Source organism: Pedobacter sp. NO84 (genome assembly GCF_059703915.1).
The window spans coordinates 443,232-459,617 of the sequence record NZ_AP046575.1 but is presented as its reverse complement, the minus strand read 5'-3'; the positions used below and the strand labels follow the sequence as shown (position 1 = coordinate 459,617).

Genomic DNA, 16,386 nt, shown 5'->3' with positions numbered 1-16,386 from the left:
TTAACTAATAGTTAAATACAATACATAAAGCATTGAAAATCTATAATTATAAGGATTTAAATCAACTAAAAGTTGAAGAACTTTGTTCTCGTCAGGTTGAAGATGATAAATTGATCTTTTCGAAGGTACAACACATTATTTCGACGGTAAAATCTGAGGGAGATTCAGCGCTCCACTCCTACGCCCTTGATTTCGATAACATAAAATTAGATGCGCTATTTGTGGATGCCGATGAGCTATCTCTTTTGGCCGATGCTGTGCCGAAAGAAGTAAAAAATGCCATTGATGTAGCCTACCAAAATATCTATAAATTTCACGAATGCCAATTAAAAAAAGAAGATAAAATTGAGACTATGGCTGGGGTTACCTGCTGGCGCGAAGCTCGGGCAATTGAAAAAGTAGGACTGTATATCCCAGGGGGAACAGCAGTTTTGCCCAGTACTTTTTTAATGCTGGGGATCCCGGCAAAACTTGCGGGGTGCAAAGAAATTGTGGTATGTTCTCCTCCTCAAAGTAGTACCAATTTACCTAACGGCCAGGGGAAAATTAACGGGTATATTGCTTATGTTGCAATGCTTTTAAATGTTGAAAAAATTTATCTTGTTGGAGGGGCACAAGCAGTGGCGGCCATGGCTTTCGGAACAGAAAGTGTGCCTAAAGTAGACAAGATTTTTGGCCCTGGAAACCGATACGTAACCGAAGCAAAAAAGCAGGTTCAACACGCCGTTGCGATAGACATGCCCGCGGGGCCTTCGGAAGTTTTGATCGTTGCTGATGAAACGGCAAATGCGCTATTTGTTGCAGCAGATTTATTGGCTCAGGCAGAACACGGGGCAGATAGCCAATCCATTTTAGTTACTACTTCGCAACAACTTATTGCGGACGTAATTTGTGCCATTGAAAAACAGATAGCCCAACTACCTCGAAAAGAAATTGCTCAAAAAGCAATCGAAAATTCCTTTATTATTTATGCGTCAACGTTAAGCGAAGCGATGGCCTTTAGCAATACCTACGCCCCAGAACATTTGATTTTGGCGATAGATGATTTCGAGCCACTAATTCCACAGATTGTTAATGCCGGATCCGTTTTCTTGGGAAATTTAACACCAGAGAGCGCGGGCGACTATGCTTCGGGTACCAACCATACCTTACCTACCAGTGGTTTTGCAAAGTCCTACTCGGGAGTTTCGGTAGATACGTTCTTGAAAAAGATTACTTTTCAGCACCTAACAAAAGAAGGCCTACAAAATATTGGCAAGACAGTTGAAGTTTTGGCCACGGCCGAAGGATTATTGGCGCATAAAAATGCAATAAGTATTAGACTTACAAAGCTTGATTAGACTTACAAAGCTTGATTAGACTTACGAAGTTTGATTAGACTTGCGAAGTTTTACAAAACTTCGTAAGTCTATGTAAAAAATAACAAAAATGGATATTAAAGATTTACAAAGAGAAAATATAAAAACACTGAAGCCCTATTCTACTGCCAGAGATGAGTTCAAAGGGGAAGCAAGTGTGTTTTTAGATGCAAACGAAAATAGTTTCGGCTCTCCCCTTCCTGCCAAGTACAATCGTTACCCGGATCCTTTGCAATTGGATTTAAAAGATGCCATTAGCAAAATTAAAGGTGTGCCAATAGAAAATACGTTTTTAGGAAATGGAAGCGACGAAGCTATTGACCTTTTGTTTAGGGCATTTTGTAATCCAGGTAAGGACAATGTAATTGTATTGCCTCCCACTTATGGGATGTACGAAGTTTCGGCCAATATTAATGACGTAGAATTAAGAAAGGTAAATCTACTGCCCAATTTCCAGCTCGATCTAGAAAAAATTGCGGAGTCCATTGATGCAAACACTAAATTGATCTTTATCTGTTCACCAAATAATCCAACAGGAAATTCGATCAATAGAACCGATATTGAAACTATTTTAGCCAATTTCAACGGTCTAGTAGTAATTGACGAAGCGTATATCAATTTCGCGAAGCAAAAAACTTTCATTCAAGAGTTAACAGAATATGCCAATTTGGTTGTGCTTCAAACCTTTTCAAAAGCCTGGGGCTTGGCGGCTTTACGTTTAGGGATGGCATTTTCATCCCGTCAGGTAATTGATATTTTAAATAAGGTAAAACCGCCATATAATATTAATCAGGCTACGCAGGATTTAGCTTTAGCCGCATTAACAAATATTCAGCAAGTTAACGAGTGGATAAAGATTACGGTTGCTGAACGAGAAAGATTAAGTAATGCTTTAAAAAAAATACCAATTGTTAAATTGGTCTATCCATCGGATGCAAATTTCATTTTAGTAGCCGTAGATGATGCGATAGGCACCTACAATTTATTAGTGGGCAAAGGCATTATCGTACGCGACCGATCAAAAGTGTCACTATGTGAAGGTTGCCTTAGAATAACGATCGGAACTGTGGAAGAAAACAATCAATTACTAAATATCTTAACCCCTCTTGCCCCTACAGGAAGGTAGAAACCTTATATAATGATGGAGAATAATAAATTAGAAAATGCTTTACCTCTCCCTGTAGCGGGCGGGGGTGTGCGAGTTTTATTCATAGATCGTGATGGAACGTTGGATATAGAGCCTGAAGATGAACAGGTAGATAGTTTTTTAAAATTGAAATTTTATCCAAGGGCGCTGTATTTCCTTTCAAAGATTGCAAGGGAGTTAGATTTTGAATTGGTGATGGTAACCAACCAGGATGGTTTGGGAACAGCTGTTAATCCTGAAGAAAAATTTTGGCCCATACATAATTTCATCATTGATACTTTCGCAAATGAAGGGGTGGTTTTTAGTGAGGTAATTATAGATCGGACCTTCGCAAAGGATAATGCCCCAACCCGTAAGCCCGGAACTGCATTATTAACCAAGTATTTTGGAAAAGAGTACGACCTAAAAAATTCTTACGTAATTGGGGATCGGTTAAATGATGTGATCCTAGCAAAAAACTTGGGAGCCAAAGCCATTTTCTTGCGCCAGAATGATGCACTAGGATCAACAGAAGCTCTTGCGAAAAGAGAAACATTAGATGATATAATTGCACTAGAAACACAAAAGTGGGAAGACATCTATACTTTTTTAAGAGCTGGGGCGCGACAAGTAAACTATCAACGCAAAACCAACGAAACAGATATTAAGATTAAGCTTGATTTGGACGGGACAGGAAAGGCGACCATTAAAACGGGGTTAAATTTTTTCGATCATATGCTAGACCAGATTGCAAGGCACGGTAGTATGGACCTAGAAATTATAGCCAATGGCGATCTGCACATAGATGAACACCACACTATCGAGGATACAGGAATCGCCCTTGGCGAAGCTTTCGCCAAAGCATTAGGCAATAAACTAGGTATTGAGCGTTATGGTTTTTGTTTGCCAATGGACGATTGTTTAGCGCAAGTTGCCCTTGATTTTGGTGGTAGAAACTGGATTGTTTGGGATGCAGATTTTAAACGCGAAAAAGTGGGGGATATGCCTACTGAACTGTTTTTCCATTTTTTTAAGTCGTTTAGTGATGCTTCAAAATGTAACCTTAATATTAAAGCCGAGGGCGAGAACGAGCACCATAAAATAGAAGCTATTTTTAAAGCCTTTGCGAAAGCGATTAAAATGGCAGTTAAAAGAGACGCTGAAAAATTGGTTTTACCCAGCACGAAGGGGGTGCTATAATGGAAGATATAAAGGTAAAAGGGAGGATTGGGATTAATTATATACAATTGTCATCCTGAGCCTGTCGAAGGAAAGAGAATACTTAGGGCAACCTCACCTATAGAAAACAGGCTTCAGTTAATTAAACCCGATAGGACGAAAATATTTTGTTCAACAATAAATAAGTAAAAACACAAAATATTGTAGGGATAGCGGGGCTGCAGAAGCAATGAAAAACTGGCTTTCATTTTCGAATCAAATTAAAAATCAATGGAAGAAAATAATTTAGTTTCTAATCAGTTAAAAATCATCGGGATTATCAATTACGGTGCAGGAAATATTTTTTCGCTCACATCGGCTTTAGAAAGGCAGGACATCCCCTATGGTATGGTAAATACCAAAGAAGATTTGGAAAAATACAGTCATATCATTATTCCTGGAGTTGGGCATGCGGGTGCGGCAATGCAAAAATTATCAGGTACAGGTTTAGTTGAAGAAATCAAGAAACTGAGTAAGCCTGTACTTGGTATTTGCGTTGGCATGCAACTTTTAACCGAACATTCTGAAGAAGGTGATGTTAAAATGCTGGCCATTTTGCCCCTTAAAACTAAGCTTTTTGATAGTAAATTGGGCGTTAAAATCCCCCACATGGGTTGGAATACGATAGATTTTAAAAACAATCCCTTATTTAAGGATGTTCCAATTGGTACACAGTTTTATTTTGTGCATTCTTATTTTATCGAATATAACCCTATTTTTGATATTGCAGCTGTTAACTACGGAAATAGATTTTCGGCAGCAGTACAAAAAAATAATTTTTATGGCGTACAGTTTCACCCTGAGAAATCTGGCGAATCGGGCGAACGTTTATTAAAGAACTTCTCAAACCTATAATTTTTAAAAATGTACATTATCCCAGCAATAGATATTTTAGACGGAAAAGTTGTTCGTTTACGTGAAGGCGATTATAACCAGAAAACGGAGTACGATGTTTCTATTGAAGAAATGATCGAGCGTTACCGGTCAAATGGCACAGATTTTATCCACATTATTGATTTAAATGGAGCTAAAGGTGATTTTAGTAATCAAAAAACACTTTTCAGTATCATTAAAAAAACCGAAATGCGTGTCCAGTACGGCGGAGGAATCCGCACGATAGATCAGGTAAACAACCTGTTGGATTCAGGTATTCAGCGAGTAATTGTTGGGACACAGGCGGTTAGCAATCCAGATTTTTTACCAGCTTTAAGTGCAGCATTTGTGAAAAAGGCAGGATATGCCAATAGAATTGTAATTGCTATTGATGTATTGGATGAGGTAATTAAGTATTCTGGCTGGATGGAAAGTTCGCCAATTAAATTAATGGATTATGTTGATAAATGCCTTCAGTTGGGCTTTTTTAGATTTTTATGTACCGATATAGATAAAGATGGCAAATTGGAAGGGGCAGCTGTTGAGTTATACAAAAAGCTGTTAGACCATTCTCCTTTCATCAAATTAATAGCCTCTGGGGGCGTAAGTTCAATGGCCGACATCAAGGCATTGGCCAAACTCCCTATCCGAAGCGTTGTGGTAGGAAAAGCGATTTATGAAAATAGAATTTCCATTGAAGAAATAAAAGCGTGGAACTTGAAAGCGCTGAGTACAATTTAGATGGAAGAGGTAAAATGGAAGATGGAAGATGGGATGTCGACACTTTCTCGCCGGATAATCCCTTGCCTCGACGTTAAAGATGGCCGCACCGTTAAAGGTGTGAACTTTGTTGATTTGCGTGATGCCGGAGATCCGGTTGAACTTGCTGCCCAATATGCAGAGCAAGGGGCGGACGAACTTGTTTTTCTAGATATTACTGCTACGCACGAACGTCGTAAAACGATGATTGACATGGTCAAATCAGTTGCGCGTCAGTTAAATATACCTTTCACCATTGGGGGTGGCATTAGCGAAATAGCAGATGCTGATGCTTTACTAAACGCAGGGGCAGATAAAATAAGTATCAATTCTGCTGCAGTAAAAAATCCTCAACTGATCGAAGATTTGGCGAAGGCATTTGGGGTTCAGTTTGTGGTCTTAGCAGTTGACACCAAGCATATTAATGGTAAAAATATCGTTCACCTAAATGGTGGTCGCTTAATTACCGAACTTGAAACAGAAAGTTGGATCAAAAAAGCAGAAAATTTAGGCGCAGGAGAAATCTTGTTAACTTCAATGGATCATGATGGCACAAAACAGGGCTTTGATTGTGAGTTGCTTAGGGAAATAAATAAAATGATCAATATTCCGATTATTGCATCGGGCGGTGCGGGTAAAACCGCTGATTTTACTGAAGTTTTTCAAAAAGCGGGAGTTGATGCGGCATTGGCGGCTTCTGTTTTTCATTACGGAGAGATTTTAATCCCCGATCTGAAGCAGGAACTGAGAAAGAATGGGATTCAAGTGAGAATTTAGTTAAGCGTTTGGCGTCATGCGATAGGCGTACTGAACGCTTATGCCACGCGCCTAACTTAAAATAAAAGAAAATGATACAAGTTACATCCCTCGACTGGGAGAAATCAAACGGATTAATTCCGGTAATTGTTCAGGACGATCAGACTCTGGAAGTGTTGATGCTGGGTTATATGAACATGGAAGCCTTGGAAAGAACGCAACTAGAGGGAAAAGTCACTTTCTTTTCGCGAACTAAAGATCGTTTATGGACCAAAGGTGAAGAAAGTGGAAATTTCCTTTTTGTTAAATCCATTCATATTGATTGCGACAATGATACCATCCTAATCAAATCAACACCTGTAGGTAACACTTGCCACACAGGAAGCAGAAGTTGTTTTAAAACCGATTACAATCAAAACTTTATTTTCCAGCTCGAGCAGGTTATTAGTGATCGGTACCAAAATCCTACAGCCGACTCATATATCAATAGCTTACGCAAAAAAGGCATTAACAAAATTGCACAAAAAGTAGGCGAAGAAGGTGTAGAGACGGTTATAGCTGCACTAACGGAAGCCGATGAAGATTTTGTAAACGAGGCCTCAGACCTGGTTTTTCACCTTATGGTATTGTTAAAGGAAAAAGGGAAAACACTGGAGGATATAGCGTTGAATTTAGAGAAGAGACATAAGTAGTTAAGCGTTTTGCGTTAAGCGAGAGGCGGACTAAACGCTTTACGCCCTGCGCCAGACTTAATGCGAGAGAAATGATTACACACCTCCATACCCTTTCTGGCCACCAAAATCCAGTATATGCCTTGGCAAATGCGGATAATGATTCTACATTTTTTAGTGCAGGAAATGACAAGGGAGTGGTAGAATGGTCGCTCGAAACCATGGCTTTCGTTAAAGTTAAAATGCCGGTGCAAAGTTCTGTTTATTGTTTACACTATTATAATCAACATCTTTTTGTGGGCGAAAGAAGTGGGGCTTTTAGTGTTTACGATTTGATTGAGCAAAAAGTAACCCATAGAATAAACGCCCATACGAAGCCAGTTTTTGATATAAAGGTTAACAGGGGTAAGAGCGAACTAATTACTACAAGCGAGGACGGTACCGTTGCTGTTTGGTCATTAAGCGATTTCTCACTTATCTATAGGTTTCAGGCTGCTTACGATACGGTGAGATGTATGGCAATTTCGCCCGATGAAAGTGAAATCGCTTTTGGATGCAAAGATCATCTTATTAGAATCTATAATTTAAATGATTATAGTTTAAAGCAAACGTTAGAAGGGCATACTTTTGCTGTTACTTCTTTAGCTTATCATCCCTTAGGCAAATACCTCATTTCTGGGAGTAGGGATGCACAATTAAAAATTTGGAGTCTGCCCTCATATAGGCTTTTAGAAAACATTCCAGCGCATCTTTTTACGGTTTACACCATTGTATTTCATCCAACCCTACCCTATTTTGCTACGAGCAGCCAGGATAAGAGCATTAAACTTTGGGATGCTGAGAACTTTAAACTATATAAGATTTTAAGTTTAGAGAAAACGGGAGTTGGGCATAGCCATTCTATCAATAAATTAATTTGGAACACTAACGGAAAATACCTTATTTCTACTGGTGATGACCGGAAAGTAATGGTGTGGGAGATGGAGGGTTAACGTTTTTTTATTCTTAATATAACAGAAAAGCTGCTTAAAATTAAAATGTAAAGCCAACATCCATGTTAATCAATGCCGGATAGCATCACCGTATCCACTCTTTTAACTTGTAATATAAATTTAGAAAAAGATTTGGACTTCTTTTTACCACAACAATAGCCCCTAAAATCGTCTGCTCTGCTTCCATGGCAACCTCAATGTTGGGTTTTGTTAAATTGATTTCCTGTTCTATTGTATTGTAACCAATATAATTTAATACTAAGATTACTTTTTTTGTTTCGTTTGGTACCCTAATAGTAAATTGGCCTTTCTCGTCAGATATGGTACTTATATTTGTATCCTTAATTTTAATGACGGCTCCTGGTACAGGTAAGCCATCATCTTTATCTTTAACAATACCTTTTATCGTAATTAAAGAATCGAGATTAGGGCCATTTTTGTCATTAAAAGCATTTTTACCGATTTTACTTTCATAAAAATCAATAGGGTATTTGGGTGCAAGCGCATTTGCGGCACTGGTTTTTAAATGGGTTACCAAGGTTAAACAGGCGGCTACTGCAATCTTAGCTGCAATACCTCCTAGGTTATTTTTATACTCAGGTTGGCTATCTAAAGCGGCTAATTGTCGTGAAGTTATCCTACCACAAACCCTTCCTGTTGAGTTGCTGAACCAATCTGTTAATTGATGAGGCGACATCTTAGTAAAGTCGATTACTTCCTTTTCGCAATGACCGCAATATCTTCCACTTTGTGTGAGATCCATATCAGTCCATTTCTGGGAACAGGGTTCAGGAACAGTAATTTTTAGCGTTGAGGCCATCCGTTGTATTAAAGGTTATTACTAAGATACTTTTTTGGCTTATTTTCCATAAAAAATACTCATCATTTTATTTTTTGATGATTTGGATTACCTTTAGCCATGGACACACCGAAAAATTTACCACTACTTGATGCTGCACAGATTAGGGTTTTAGGCGCTTTAATGGAGAAATGCAAAACCACTCCAGACTATTACCCAATGACATTGAATGGGTTAACCGCAGCGTGTAACCAAAAAACTTCTCGCAAACCCGTAGTGCAATATGATGAATCTACAGTAATTGCCGCCTTGAATTCATTAAAAATTGCGGGATTAATTTCTACTGCTACAGGGGGGTCGATACGTAATATCAAATACAAACATAATTTCGCCATCGTATTTCCCGTCTTGCCATCAGAAGTGGCAGTGATGTGTTTATTGTTTTTACGTGGTCCGCAAACTCCAGGAGAAATTAATACCAACTCAGGGCGATTATATGAATTTGAGACCTTAGAAGAAGTACAAAACGTATTAGAAAAACTGGCCAATGAAGAAACTCCTTACCTAAAGCAGTTGGCTCGTAAGCCAGGTCAGAAAGAAGTACGTTATATGCATTTATTTGGGGATAATACTGAGGTTGTTGAAGAAGAATATCATACGGAACAAGCACCCAAAAACCATACAGATCTAGAACAACGCCTAGCTAAGGTTGAGGAAGAGTTAGCCGAATTGAAGGCAGCATTTGATGCGTTGATGAAGGAGCTTAGATGATTACACCGATTTATCGCTTCGCGGTTGATTACACAGATTAGATGATTACACAGATTAGATGATTACACTGATGAGATGATCACACAGATTACATTATTACACCTTTACCTGCCATCATGCAGAGATTTTACGTAACTTTATAATCCAAATTTTCCGGACTTCTGGACTTCTGGACTTCTGGACTTCTGGACTTCTGGACTTCTGGACTTCTGGACTTCTGGACTTCTGGACTTCTGGACTTCTGGACTTCTGGACTTCTGGACTTCTGGACTTCTGGACTTCCGGACTTTCCCTCTTCCATCTTCCATCTTCCCTCTTCCATCTTCCATTTTACATGTTACATCACAAATCGTTTAATGATCCTGAGCTTATGGGTATACCTCCCTAATTCGGGGTTAAAAATCCCTTGATCATCTATGGGATCAATGCGTACAAAGCCAGCGGAGTGGATAATTTTATCATTGCTTAGCATGAGGCCTACATGAGTAATTTTTCCCTCTTCATTATCAAAAAAAGCAAGGTCTCCTAATTGTGCCGAGGCCAAGAAATCTACCAACACCCCTTCTTCGGCTTGCTGGGATGCATCGCGTCTGAGCTGAATTCCATTGAGGCGATAGACCATTTGTACAAAACCCGAGCAATCTATCCCAAACAACGTTCTTCCACCCCATAAATAAGGGGCGTTTTCATAAAATTTGGCAATTTGTTCTACTTTTGTTTTAAAGTTTAATGGATCCGGAACAATAGGAATAAACTTTACTTCGTACTTTTTTGAGCCTAAAGAGCAAAATCCATTCTTATAAGATGGTAAGACACTGCCCGGACTTACATAATACTTCGTTCCATTTTCTCCAATCAAGGTATTATCAAGTTGGACCGGTGCAAGATGAGCGAAGTTTTGATCATCTGAATATTCAACTTTTGAAACTTTTTCCAATTGTTTATAGTCCATCCATCCCTCATAATTATCGGCTAAAGTTTTAACTAAACACCATTTCTCTGTCTTTTCTAGAACTTCAACACGATCTCCAAAAAGCAATTGGGATACGATCTCACTTCTGTCTGAAGGTTCTTTTCTTAAAGGTGCAATCGCTATGCGGCAAATATGGTAGATTTCCATTTTTTATCGTTAATTTCAAATTCTTCGAAAATACGGATTAACCTTAATAACCAAACATTCGGCATCAAAAATTGTTAATTTATATCATTAACCAATTGTTTTTATCATGGACTTTAAAAAGATTTTAATTGCTGTAGACAATAGTATCTGTTCAGAAAAAGCAGCAAAAACGGGTTATGAAATGGCCAAAAAATTTGGCGCTGAAGTAGCTCTTTTAAATATCATAGAACCTGTTCCACAAAACATAAATCCAGACTTTACATTGGCGCCTGTGTTTATGGAAGTGTATGACAATAGTGAAATCAATAGTCATGTTTTGCTTAAAGAAATAGAAAATAAGTACGCGGGAGGAATTTCGACAACTTACCTTACCATTTTAGATACAGCTACCCATGGAATTATTTCACAAGCTGAAGGTTGGGGGGCCGAACTCATTGTAACTGGAACCCACGGGAGATCAGGATTATACCACTTCTTAATCGGAAGCGTAGCTGAAAGTGTCGCAAACAGAGCAACTTGCCCGGTTTTGATCATACCGAATAAAGAGTCTTAAGTCTATAGTCCTTAGTCTGTTCTATACATTGCAAAAAAAAAGATCCACTTGTGAATCTCTTTTAAATTAACCTGACTAAAGACTTTGGACTCAGGACTAACCTTCTTGATGCAACCAAGCTTTTTTAGCCAACAATTCTTCTTCGCTTTCCCGTACATCTTCATCATCCACACAACAATCTACTGGGCAAACCGCTGCACACTGAGGTTCATCATGAAAACCTTTACATTCTGTACATTTATCAGAAACAATATAATATACTTCGTCTGATACCGCTTCTTGCGCTGCACCAGCATCTATTTGTTGATTGCCAAAATCTATGATGCCATCTAAATTGGTACCATCAGAAAATCTCCAGGCTGAACCTGCATCATATATTGCATTATTTGGGCATTCTGGCTCACATGCTCCACAATTAATGCATTCGTCTGTTATTTTAATCGCCATGTCTTCGTATAAATCTATTGCTAAGTTTACCTTTGCATGCAAATATAACACATAAACATTTATAATAGTTCTAAATATGTCATCACTTACTAAAGAGGGGTTAATTGTTGCGCTAGAAAAACTTGGGAAGTTTATGGCTAACCCTAGTATAAAATTTAACGAGACGATAGATTTGGCAAAACATAGCAATGCTTGGTTTACTAACGAAGAAGTAAAAAAAGCATTGGATTCATTAAGTAGAATGTTGAACCAAAAAGACTTGGCACATTGGTTTGAAACTATCCAATTTACAACTTCGCCCAAAAAAGTAGGATTAATTTTAGCCGGAAATATTCCCTTGGTAGGCTTTCACGATGTAATTTGTGTTTTAGCAACAGGGAATAAGGCACTCATAAAAATGTCATCATCAGATGATAAACTATTGCCTGCGGTATTGGATCAATTAATTGCTTTTGAACCGGAAATTGCCCAACATATCGAATATGTAGAACGATTATCCTCATTTGATGCAATCATCGCTACCGGAAGTAATAATACCTCTAGATATTTTGACTATTATTTTGGGAAAGTCCCGAACATCATTCGAAAAAATAGAAATAGTATTGCTGTTTTAAGTGGTAATGAAACTACAACAGAGTTGGAAGCTCTCGGACACGATATTTTCGATTTTTTTGGTTTAGGCTGTAGAAATGTAGCTAAGATCTATATTCCGAAAAACTATGATTTAAAACACTTTTTTGAGCCAATAGAGAGGTATAAGCCCATTATTAATCACTTCAAATACAATAATAATTACGATTATAACAAATCTATCTATCTTGTTAATGCAGTAAAACACTTCGACAATGGATTCGTATTGGTAAAAGAAGACGAAAATCTTGTGTCGCCGCTGGCTGTACTTTTTTATGAAGAGTATAATTCGATTGAGGAAATAGAAGAGAAATTAAACCATCAAGAAGAACAGATCCAATGTGTAGTTACCAATGTTGAATTAAAGATTGCCAAAGAAACCATCCCTTTGGGGCAAAGCCAAAATTCAAAACTTTGGGATTATGCAGACAACGTAAATACAATTCATTTCTTACAAACTTTGTAACTGCGAAACTTATACTTATTTTGTTGCATGTTGATTAAAGTGGCCTTAATTAGATCTTGCTTGTTGATACTTGCACTGGCTTTTTCTTTTGAAGAAATAAGTGCCCAAGTATGTCCAGGTGGAACTAGTACCCCTGTTATGGTAACAAATTTTGGATCTGGCCAACCGTATTATCGCGGCACTTTAAACCAACCTGTTCTATACCAATACGTTCCAGGAGTTCCTGCTGATGGTCAGTACACTATTGTTAAAAACACCTCTCTCATGGATATTTCCATTCATGGTTGGCACCAGGTATCAGAGCACACCCTTGAAAACCAAGATGGGTATATGATGATCGTAAATGGTGATCGAAATATAAATTCTTTCTTTGTAACTACGTCGATCGATGTTTGCCCTAACACAACCTATCAATTTTCTGCCTGGCTTCTTAACATGCTTACTTCTCCAGGTATCAAGCCAAATATCCGTTTTACAATAGAAACGATAGGTGGTGTGATTTTAAAATCTTATGATACTGGCGACATTCCTGAAACTGCTTCTGCAACATGGGCACAGTATGGGGTGACCTATAAAAACTTATTGGAGACGAAATTTATTTTAAGATTAACAACACTGGCACCCAAAGGCATAGGGAATGATTTCGCAATAGATGATATAGAATTTAGAGCTTGTGGGCCTCTAGCTACCGCATCAATTGATAACAATGGCCTTACTGCCGAAATTTGCACTAATACAACACACACGTTTACCTTAACAGGAAATGTAGGTCAAGGTTATGCAGACCCCGCCTATCAATGGCAGTACTTAGATGGGAACACGTGGATTGATATAAATGGTGAAACGAATCTCCAGACAACGGTAACTTTCGACAATAAAGCCCCTGGAATTTATAACTATCGGTTAACTGCGGCTGAACGCTTAAACATTGCTTCGATATTTTGCCGTACCTTATCTCCAGTACTTACCATAACCGTGAAAGAAAAGCCACTAGATGCCACAAATAGTGGTAGCGATTGTGAAGGAACTACGATCGAATTATTGGCAGGGCTTGGCGATACCTATCAATGGACGGGGCCCAATGGCTTTACATCTACCCTAAGAAACCCCAAATTAACCAATGTAACACTGGCAGACGCGGGTAGCTATGAAGTAACAGTAACCAATTCTCTTGGTTGTACAAGTACCAGTAAAACTGACGTAAATGTTTTACCAAAAGTTAATCCGGTTTTAAATTATACCACCGTTCAAATTTGTGAAAACCAAAGCATTCAGCTTAAAGCAAGTGGAGGAGTAACCTATCACTGGCTCCCTATTGATGGACTTTCAGATCCGTCTATAGCAGATCCGATAGCTTCCCCTAAACAAAGAACAACCTATACCGTAACGATATCTAATGGGCAATGTACTGAAAAATTGGATGTTACCGTGGATGTATTAACTAACCCTAGTGTTGATGCCGGATTGGATAAGAAGATTTTATTGGGTCAATCAACCTCGTTAGTTGGGAAAGTTGATGGAGATCAGATTAGTTATTTTTGGACCCCATCCACTTATCTTGATGATCCAACAAAATTAAACCCAGTGGCTAGACCCCCAGATAATATTACTTACACGTTACATGTAACATCAAATTGCGGAGATGTTAGTGATGAAGTGTATGTTAAAGTATATCAAAAACTTGAAATACCCAATTCTTTTACTCCAAATGGGGATGGCATTAATGATACATGGAACATTCCAGCAGTCGACTCTTTCGTTAATCCACGAACGCTTGTGGTAAATAGATATGGACAAACGGTTTTCGAAAGTTATGACAATAAGCCATGGGATGGAAAATCAAAAGGTAAGGACCTCCCCGCCGGGGCTTATTTCTATACACTTTACATTAATAAGGACTATAAAACATACGCAGGTTGGCTATTTATAATAAGATAAACCTAAGTTGGCTCGGCCTACTTGCTGTAATTTTTCTTTCTCAATTAGAAAGTAGGGCACAGGTATGTGCTGGTGCGCTAGGCGATCCGATAGTGTCAATTACCTTTGGCACGGGAGCAAATAGATTTGGAGCACCCATTCCCGAAACCAATTATACTTACATCGCTGGTACTCCTAATGATGGCCAATACACCATTGTACAAAGTACAGCAGGATTAAATAGTGGCTGGCACCAAGATGTTATTAATCATACGCCAAACGATGGCACTGGCTACATGATGGTTGTAAACGCAGATAACAATCCCGGAGTGTTTTATCAAACCACTATCAACAATCTCTGCCCCAATACCACTTACGAATTTTCAGCCTGGATCATTAATATCTTACGCAACAGCGGAATTAAACCGAATGTTAAATTTTCTATTGAAAACAACGCTGTTCCGATTAAAGAATTTTCTACAGGCGATATTCTTGAAGGAAGCAGCACTAATTGGATTCAATATGGAACTATTTTTACCACTCCGGCCAATGTTGGGGTAATTACGTTAAGAATAACCAATATAAATCCCGGAGGTAGTGGGAACGATCTTGCATTAGACGACATCACTTTTAGACCTTGCGGACCTATCGTTAAATCCGTGATTGCAAGTGTTGGAACCGATGCTTACTTATGTGTTAACGAAAGTGCTACTTACAATTTAACCTCAACAGTTTCTGCGGGATACACCAACCCAGCCTATCAATGGCAATTTTTTGATGGCCTAAACTGGAAAGATTTAACGGGCGAAAACAACCTTCAAACAACGGTTAATGTGTTAAGTGCAACCCCTACAATAATTAAATATCGCCTCGCAGTTGCCGAACAATCAAATATAGGATCTCCAACTTGCCGCGTAGTTTCACCAGAGTTAACTATTCGTATTAGCGACAAACCCACTCCTGTAGCAATGATAATAGGCCAAGCCTGCTTGGGCGGGACCTTAAAATTAGTTGCAACTGGGGGTACTACGTATTTATGGAAAGGTCCAAATGGGTTTTCGTCCACAGAAAAAGACCCGGTTATTCAAAACACTAGTTCCAATAATGCAGGTATTTATGAAGTTACCGTTACTAATGAAGGCCATTGTAGTGCTACGGCTCAATTAGAAATCAAACTATTGCCGCTTGTAAATGCTACCACAAATATCACCTCTGCTACCATTTGCGATGGATCTGCTCCGGTTCAGCTCGAGGCTTTTGGCGGTTCAGTTTATAGCTGGCTTCCTACAACAGGGCTTTCAGATCCAACTATTTCCAACCCAACTGCGCTCCCGTCATCAACTACCATTTACACCGTAAGTGTTTCAAATGGACAATGCGCTGTTGAAAAGCAAATTGAAGTTATTGTTTTAAAAGGAGGAGCAGTTTCGGCAGGGCCGGATAAAAAATTGCTTTCTGGCCAGGCAGTTACACTAGAGGGATTAGCCTCTGTTGCAAATGCGGCATATTATTGGACCCCACAAGATTATTTAGATGATCCAACATCTATTAATCCCGTTGCCACCCCCCCTCTTGATATCACGTATACACTTCATGTCGAATCGGATTGCGGGAGTGTAACTGATGATGTTTTTGTAAAAGTATATCCCAAAGTTGAAATCCCAAATACCTTTACCCCAAATGGTGATGGGGTGAATGACACTTGGTCTATTCCTTCAATCGCAGCATTTCCTAATCCTCGCATCGTAGTGGTAAACAGATATGGAAGGGTAGTTTTTGAAGGAAATAAAGAATCTAGTTGGAATGGTAAATCAGATGGGAAGGATGTTCCAATAGGAACGTATTATTACACACTTTACCTAGATAAAGATTTTAAATTTTATTCCGGATGGGTTTTAATTACCAGATAAATCAACATTTCAATTCAATT

The 16,386-nt window shown here is 38.6% G+C and carries 16 protein-coding genes; 13 read left to right on the top strand and 3 right to left on the bottom strand.

The genetic code is table 11. The annotated features are described in order from the left end of the window. The first annotated feature begins 32 nt into the window (after window positions 1-32). The 8 genes from hisD to AC6H0V_RS02125 all read left to right on the top strand — a co-directional run bounded on the left by hisD (window position 33) and on the right by AC6H0V_RS02125 (window position 7,753). A complete protein-coding gene (gene hisD, locus AC6H0V_RS02160) occupies window positions 33-1,340 on the top strand; it encodes a histidinol dehydrogenase (RefSeq protein ID WP_497562067.1) in 1,308 nt (435 codons plus the stop codon). A gap of 88 nt (window positions 1,341-1,428) precedes the next feature. Beyond that, on the top strand, window positions 1,429-2,484 hold the full coding sequence (hisC, locus tag AC6H0V_RS02155; RefSeq protein WP_497562066.1) for a histidinol-phosphate transaminase: 1,056 nt from the start codon (window positions 1,429-1,431) through the stop codon (window positions 2,482-2,484). Between the two features lie 12 nt (window positions 2,485-2,496). After that, complete coding sequence (hisB, locus tag AC6H0V_RS02150) at window positions 2,497-3,684, top strand: bifunctional histidinol-phosphatase/imidazoleglycerol-phosphate dehydratase HisB (protein WP_497562065.1); 1,188 nt, start codon at window positions 2,497-2,499, stop codon at window positions 3,682-3,684. A 285-nt stretch (window positions 3,685-3,969) separates the two neighbouring features. Further along, window positions 3,970-4,557: an imidazole glycerol phosphate synthase subunit HisH gene (gene hisH, locus AC6H0V_RS02145; RefSeq protein WP_497563358.1), complete on the top strand. Its 588-nt coding sequence runs from the start codon at window positions 3,970-3,972 to the stop codon at window positions 4,555-4,557. Between the two features lie 9 nt (window positions 4,558-4,566). Next, window positions 4,567-5,316 carry a 1-(5-phosphoribosyl)-5-[(5-phosphoribosylamino)methylideneamino]imidazole-4-carboxamide isomerase gene (gene hisA / locus AC6H0V_RS02140; protein ID WP_497562064.1) on the top strand — a complete coding sequence of 250 codons (750 nt, stop codon included), beginning with the start codon at window positions 4,567-4,569 and terminating at the stop codon, window positions 5,314-5,316. Beyond that, window positions 5,317-6,111 carry an imidazole glycerol phosphate synthase subunit HisF gene (hisF, locus tag AC6H0V_RS02135; RefSeq protein WP_497562063.1) on the top strand — a complete coding sequence of 265 codons (795 nt, stop codon included), beginning with the start codon at window positions 5,317-5,319 and terminating at the stop codon, window positions 6,109-6,111. A 71-nt stretch (window positions 6,112-6,182) separates the two neighbouring features. Next, on the top strand, window positions 6,183-6,782 hold the full coding sequence (gene hisIE / locus AC6H0V_RS02130; protein ID WP_497562062.1) for a bifunctional phosphoribosyl-AMP cyclohydrolase/phosphoribosyl-ATP diphosphatase HisIE: 600 nt from the start codon (window positions 6,183-6,185) through the stop codon (window positions 6,780-6,782). Between the two features lie 71 nt (window positions 6,783-6,853). Beyond that, entirely contained in the window at window positions 6,854-7,753 is a 900-nt protein-coding gene (locus tag AC6H0V_RS02125; protein WP_497562061.1) for a WD40 repeat domain-containing protein, read from the top strand. 85 nt (window positions 7,754-7,838) lie between these two features. Here the strand turns inward: AC6H0V_RS02125 and AC6H0V_RS02120 are convergent, their stop codons facing one another. Continuing rightward, window positions 7,839-8,573 carry a carboxypeptidase-like regulatory domain-containing protein gene (locus AC6H0V_RS02120; RefSeq protein ID WP_497562060.1) on the bottom strand — a complete coding sequence of 245 codons (735 nt, stop codon included), beginning with the start codon at window positions 8,571-8,573 and terminating at the stop codon, window positions 7,839-7,841. 99 nt (window positions 8,574-8,672) lie between these two features. Between AC6H0V_RS02120 and AC6H0V_RS02115 the strand changes: the two genes are divergently transcribed. Further along, window positions 8,673-9,323 (top strand): YceH family protein, encoded by a 651-nt coding sequence (locus AC6H0V_RS02115; RefSeq protein ID WP_497562059.1) that lies wholly within the window; start codon window positions 8,673-8,675, stop codon window positions 9,321-9,323. A 337-nt stretch (window positions 9,324-9,660) separates the two neighbouring features. On the opposite strand, the gene AC6H0V_RS02110 is transcribed toward AC6H0V_RS02115, so the two are convergent. Beyond that, complete coding sequence (locus AC6H0V_RS02110; protein ID WP_497562058.1) at window positions 9,661-10,443, bottom strand: C40 family peptidase; 783 nt, start codon at window positions 10,441-10,443, stop codon at window positions 9,661-9,663. 106 nt (window positions 10,444-10,549) lie between these two features. On the opposite strand from AC6H0V_RS02110, the gene AC6H0V_RS02105 reads away from it, so the two are divergent. Then, window positions 10,550-10,996, top strand: a complete 447-nt coding sequence (locus tag AC6H0V_RS02105; protein ID WP_497562057.1) for a universal stress protein — start codon at window positions 10,550-10,552, stop codon at window positions 10,994-10,996. 96 nt (window positions 10,997-11,092) lie between these two features. Here AC6H0V_RS02105 and AC6H0V_RS02100 read toward each other — a convergent pair whose 3' ends face one another. Next, entirely contained in the window at window positions 11,093-11,443 is a 351-nt protein-coding gene (locus AC6H0V_RS02100; RefSeq protein ID WP_497562056.1) for a 4Fe-4S dicluster domain-containing protein, read from the bottom strand. A gap of 76 nt (window positions 11,444-11,519) precedes the next feature. Here AC6H0V_RS02100 and AC6H0V_RS02095 point away from each other — a divergent pair, with 76 nt between their 5' ends. The 3 genes from AC6H0V_RS02095 to AC6H0V_RS02085 are packed head-to-tail and all read left to right on the top strand — an operon-like array spanning window position 11,520 to window position 16,366. Continuing rightward, a complete protein-coding gene (locus AC6H0V_RS02095) occupies window positions 11,520-12,539 on the top strand; it encodes an acyl-CoA reductase (RefSeq protein ID WP_497562055.1) in 1,020 nt (339 codons plus the stop codon). A 27-nt stretch (window positions 12,540-12,566) separates the two neighbouring features. Next, window positions 12,567-14,477, top strand: a complete 1,911-nt coding sequence (locus AC6H0V_RS02090) for a T9SS type B sorting domain-containing protein (protein ID WP_497562054.1) — start codon at window positions 12,567-12,569, stop codon at window positions 14,475-14,477. Continuing rightward, on the top strand, window positions 14,456-16,366 hold the full coding sequence (locus tag AC6H0V_RS02085; RefSeq protein WP_497562053.1) for a T9SS type B sorting domain-containing protein: 1,911 nt from the start codon (window positions 14,456-14,458) through the stop codon (window positions 16,364-16,366). The genes AC6H0V_RS02090 and AC6H0V_RS02085 overlap by 22 nt, the downstream gene beginning before the upstream one ends. The last annotated feature ends 20 nt before the right edge of the window (window positions 16,367-16,386 follow it).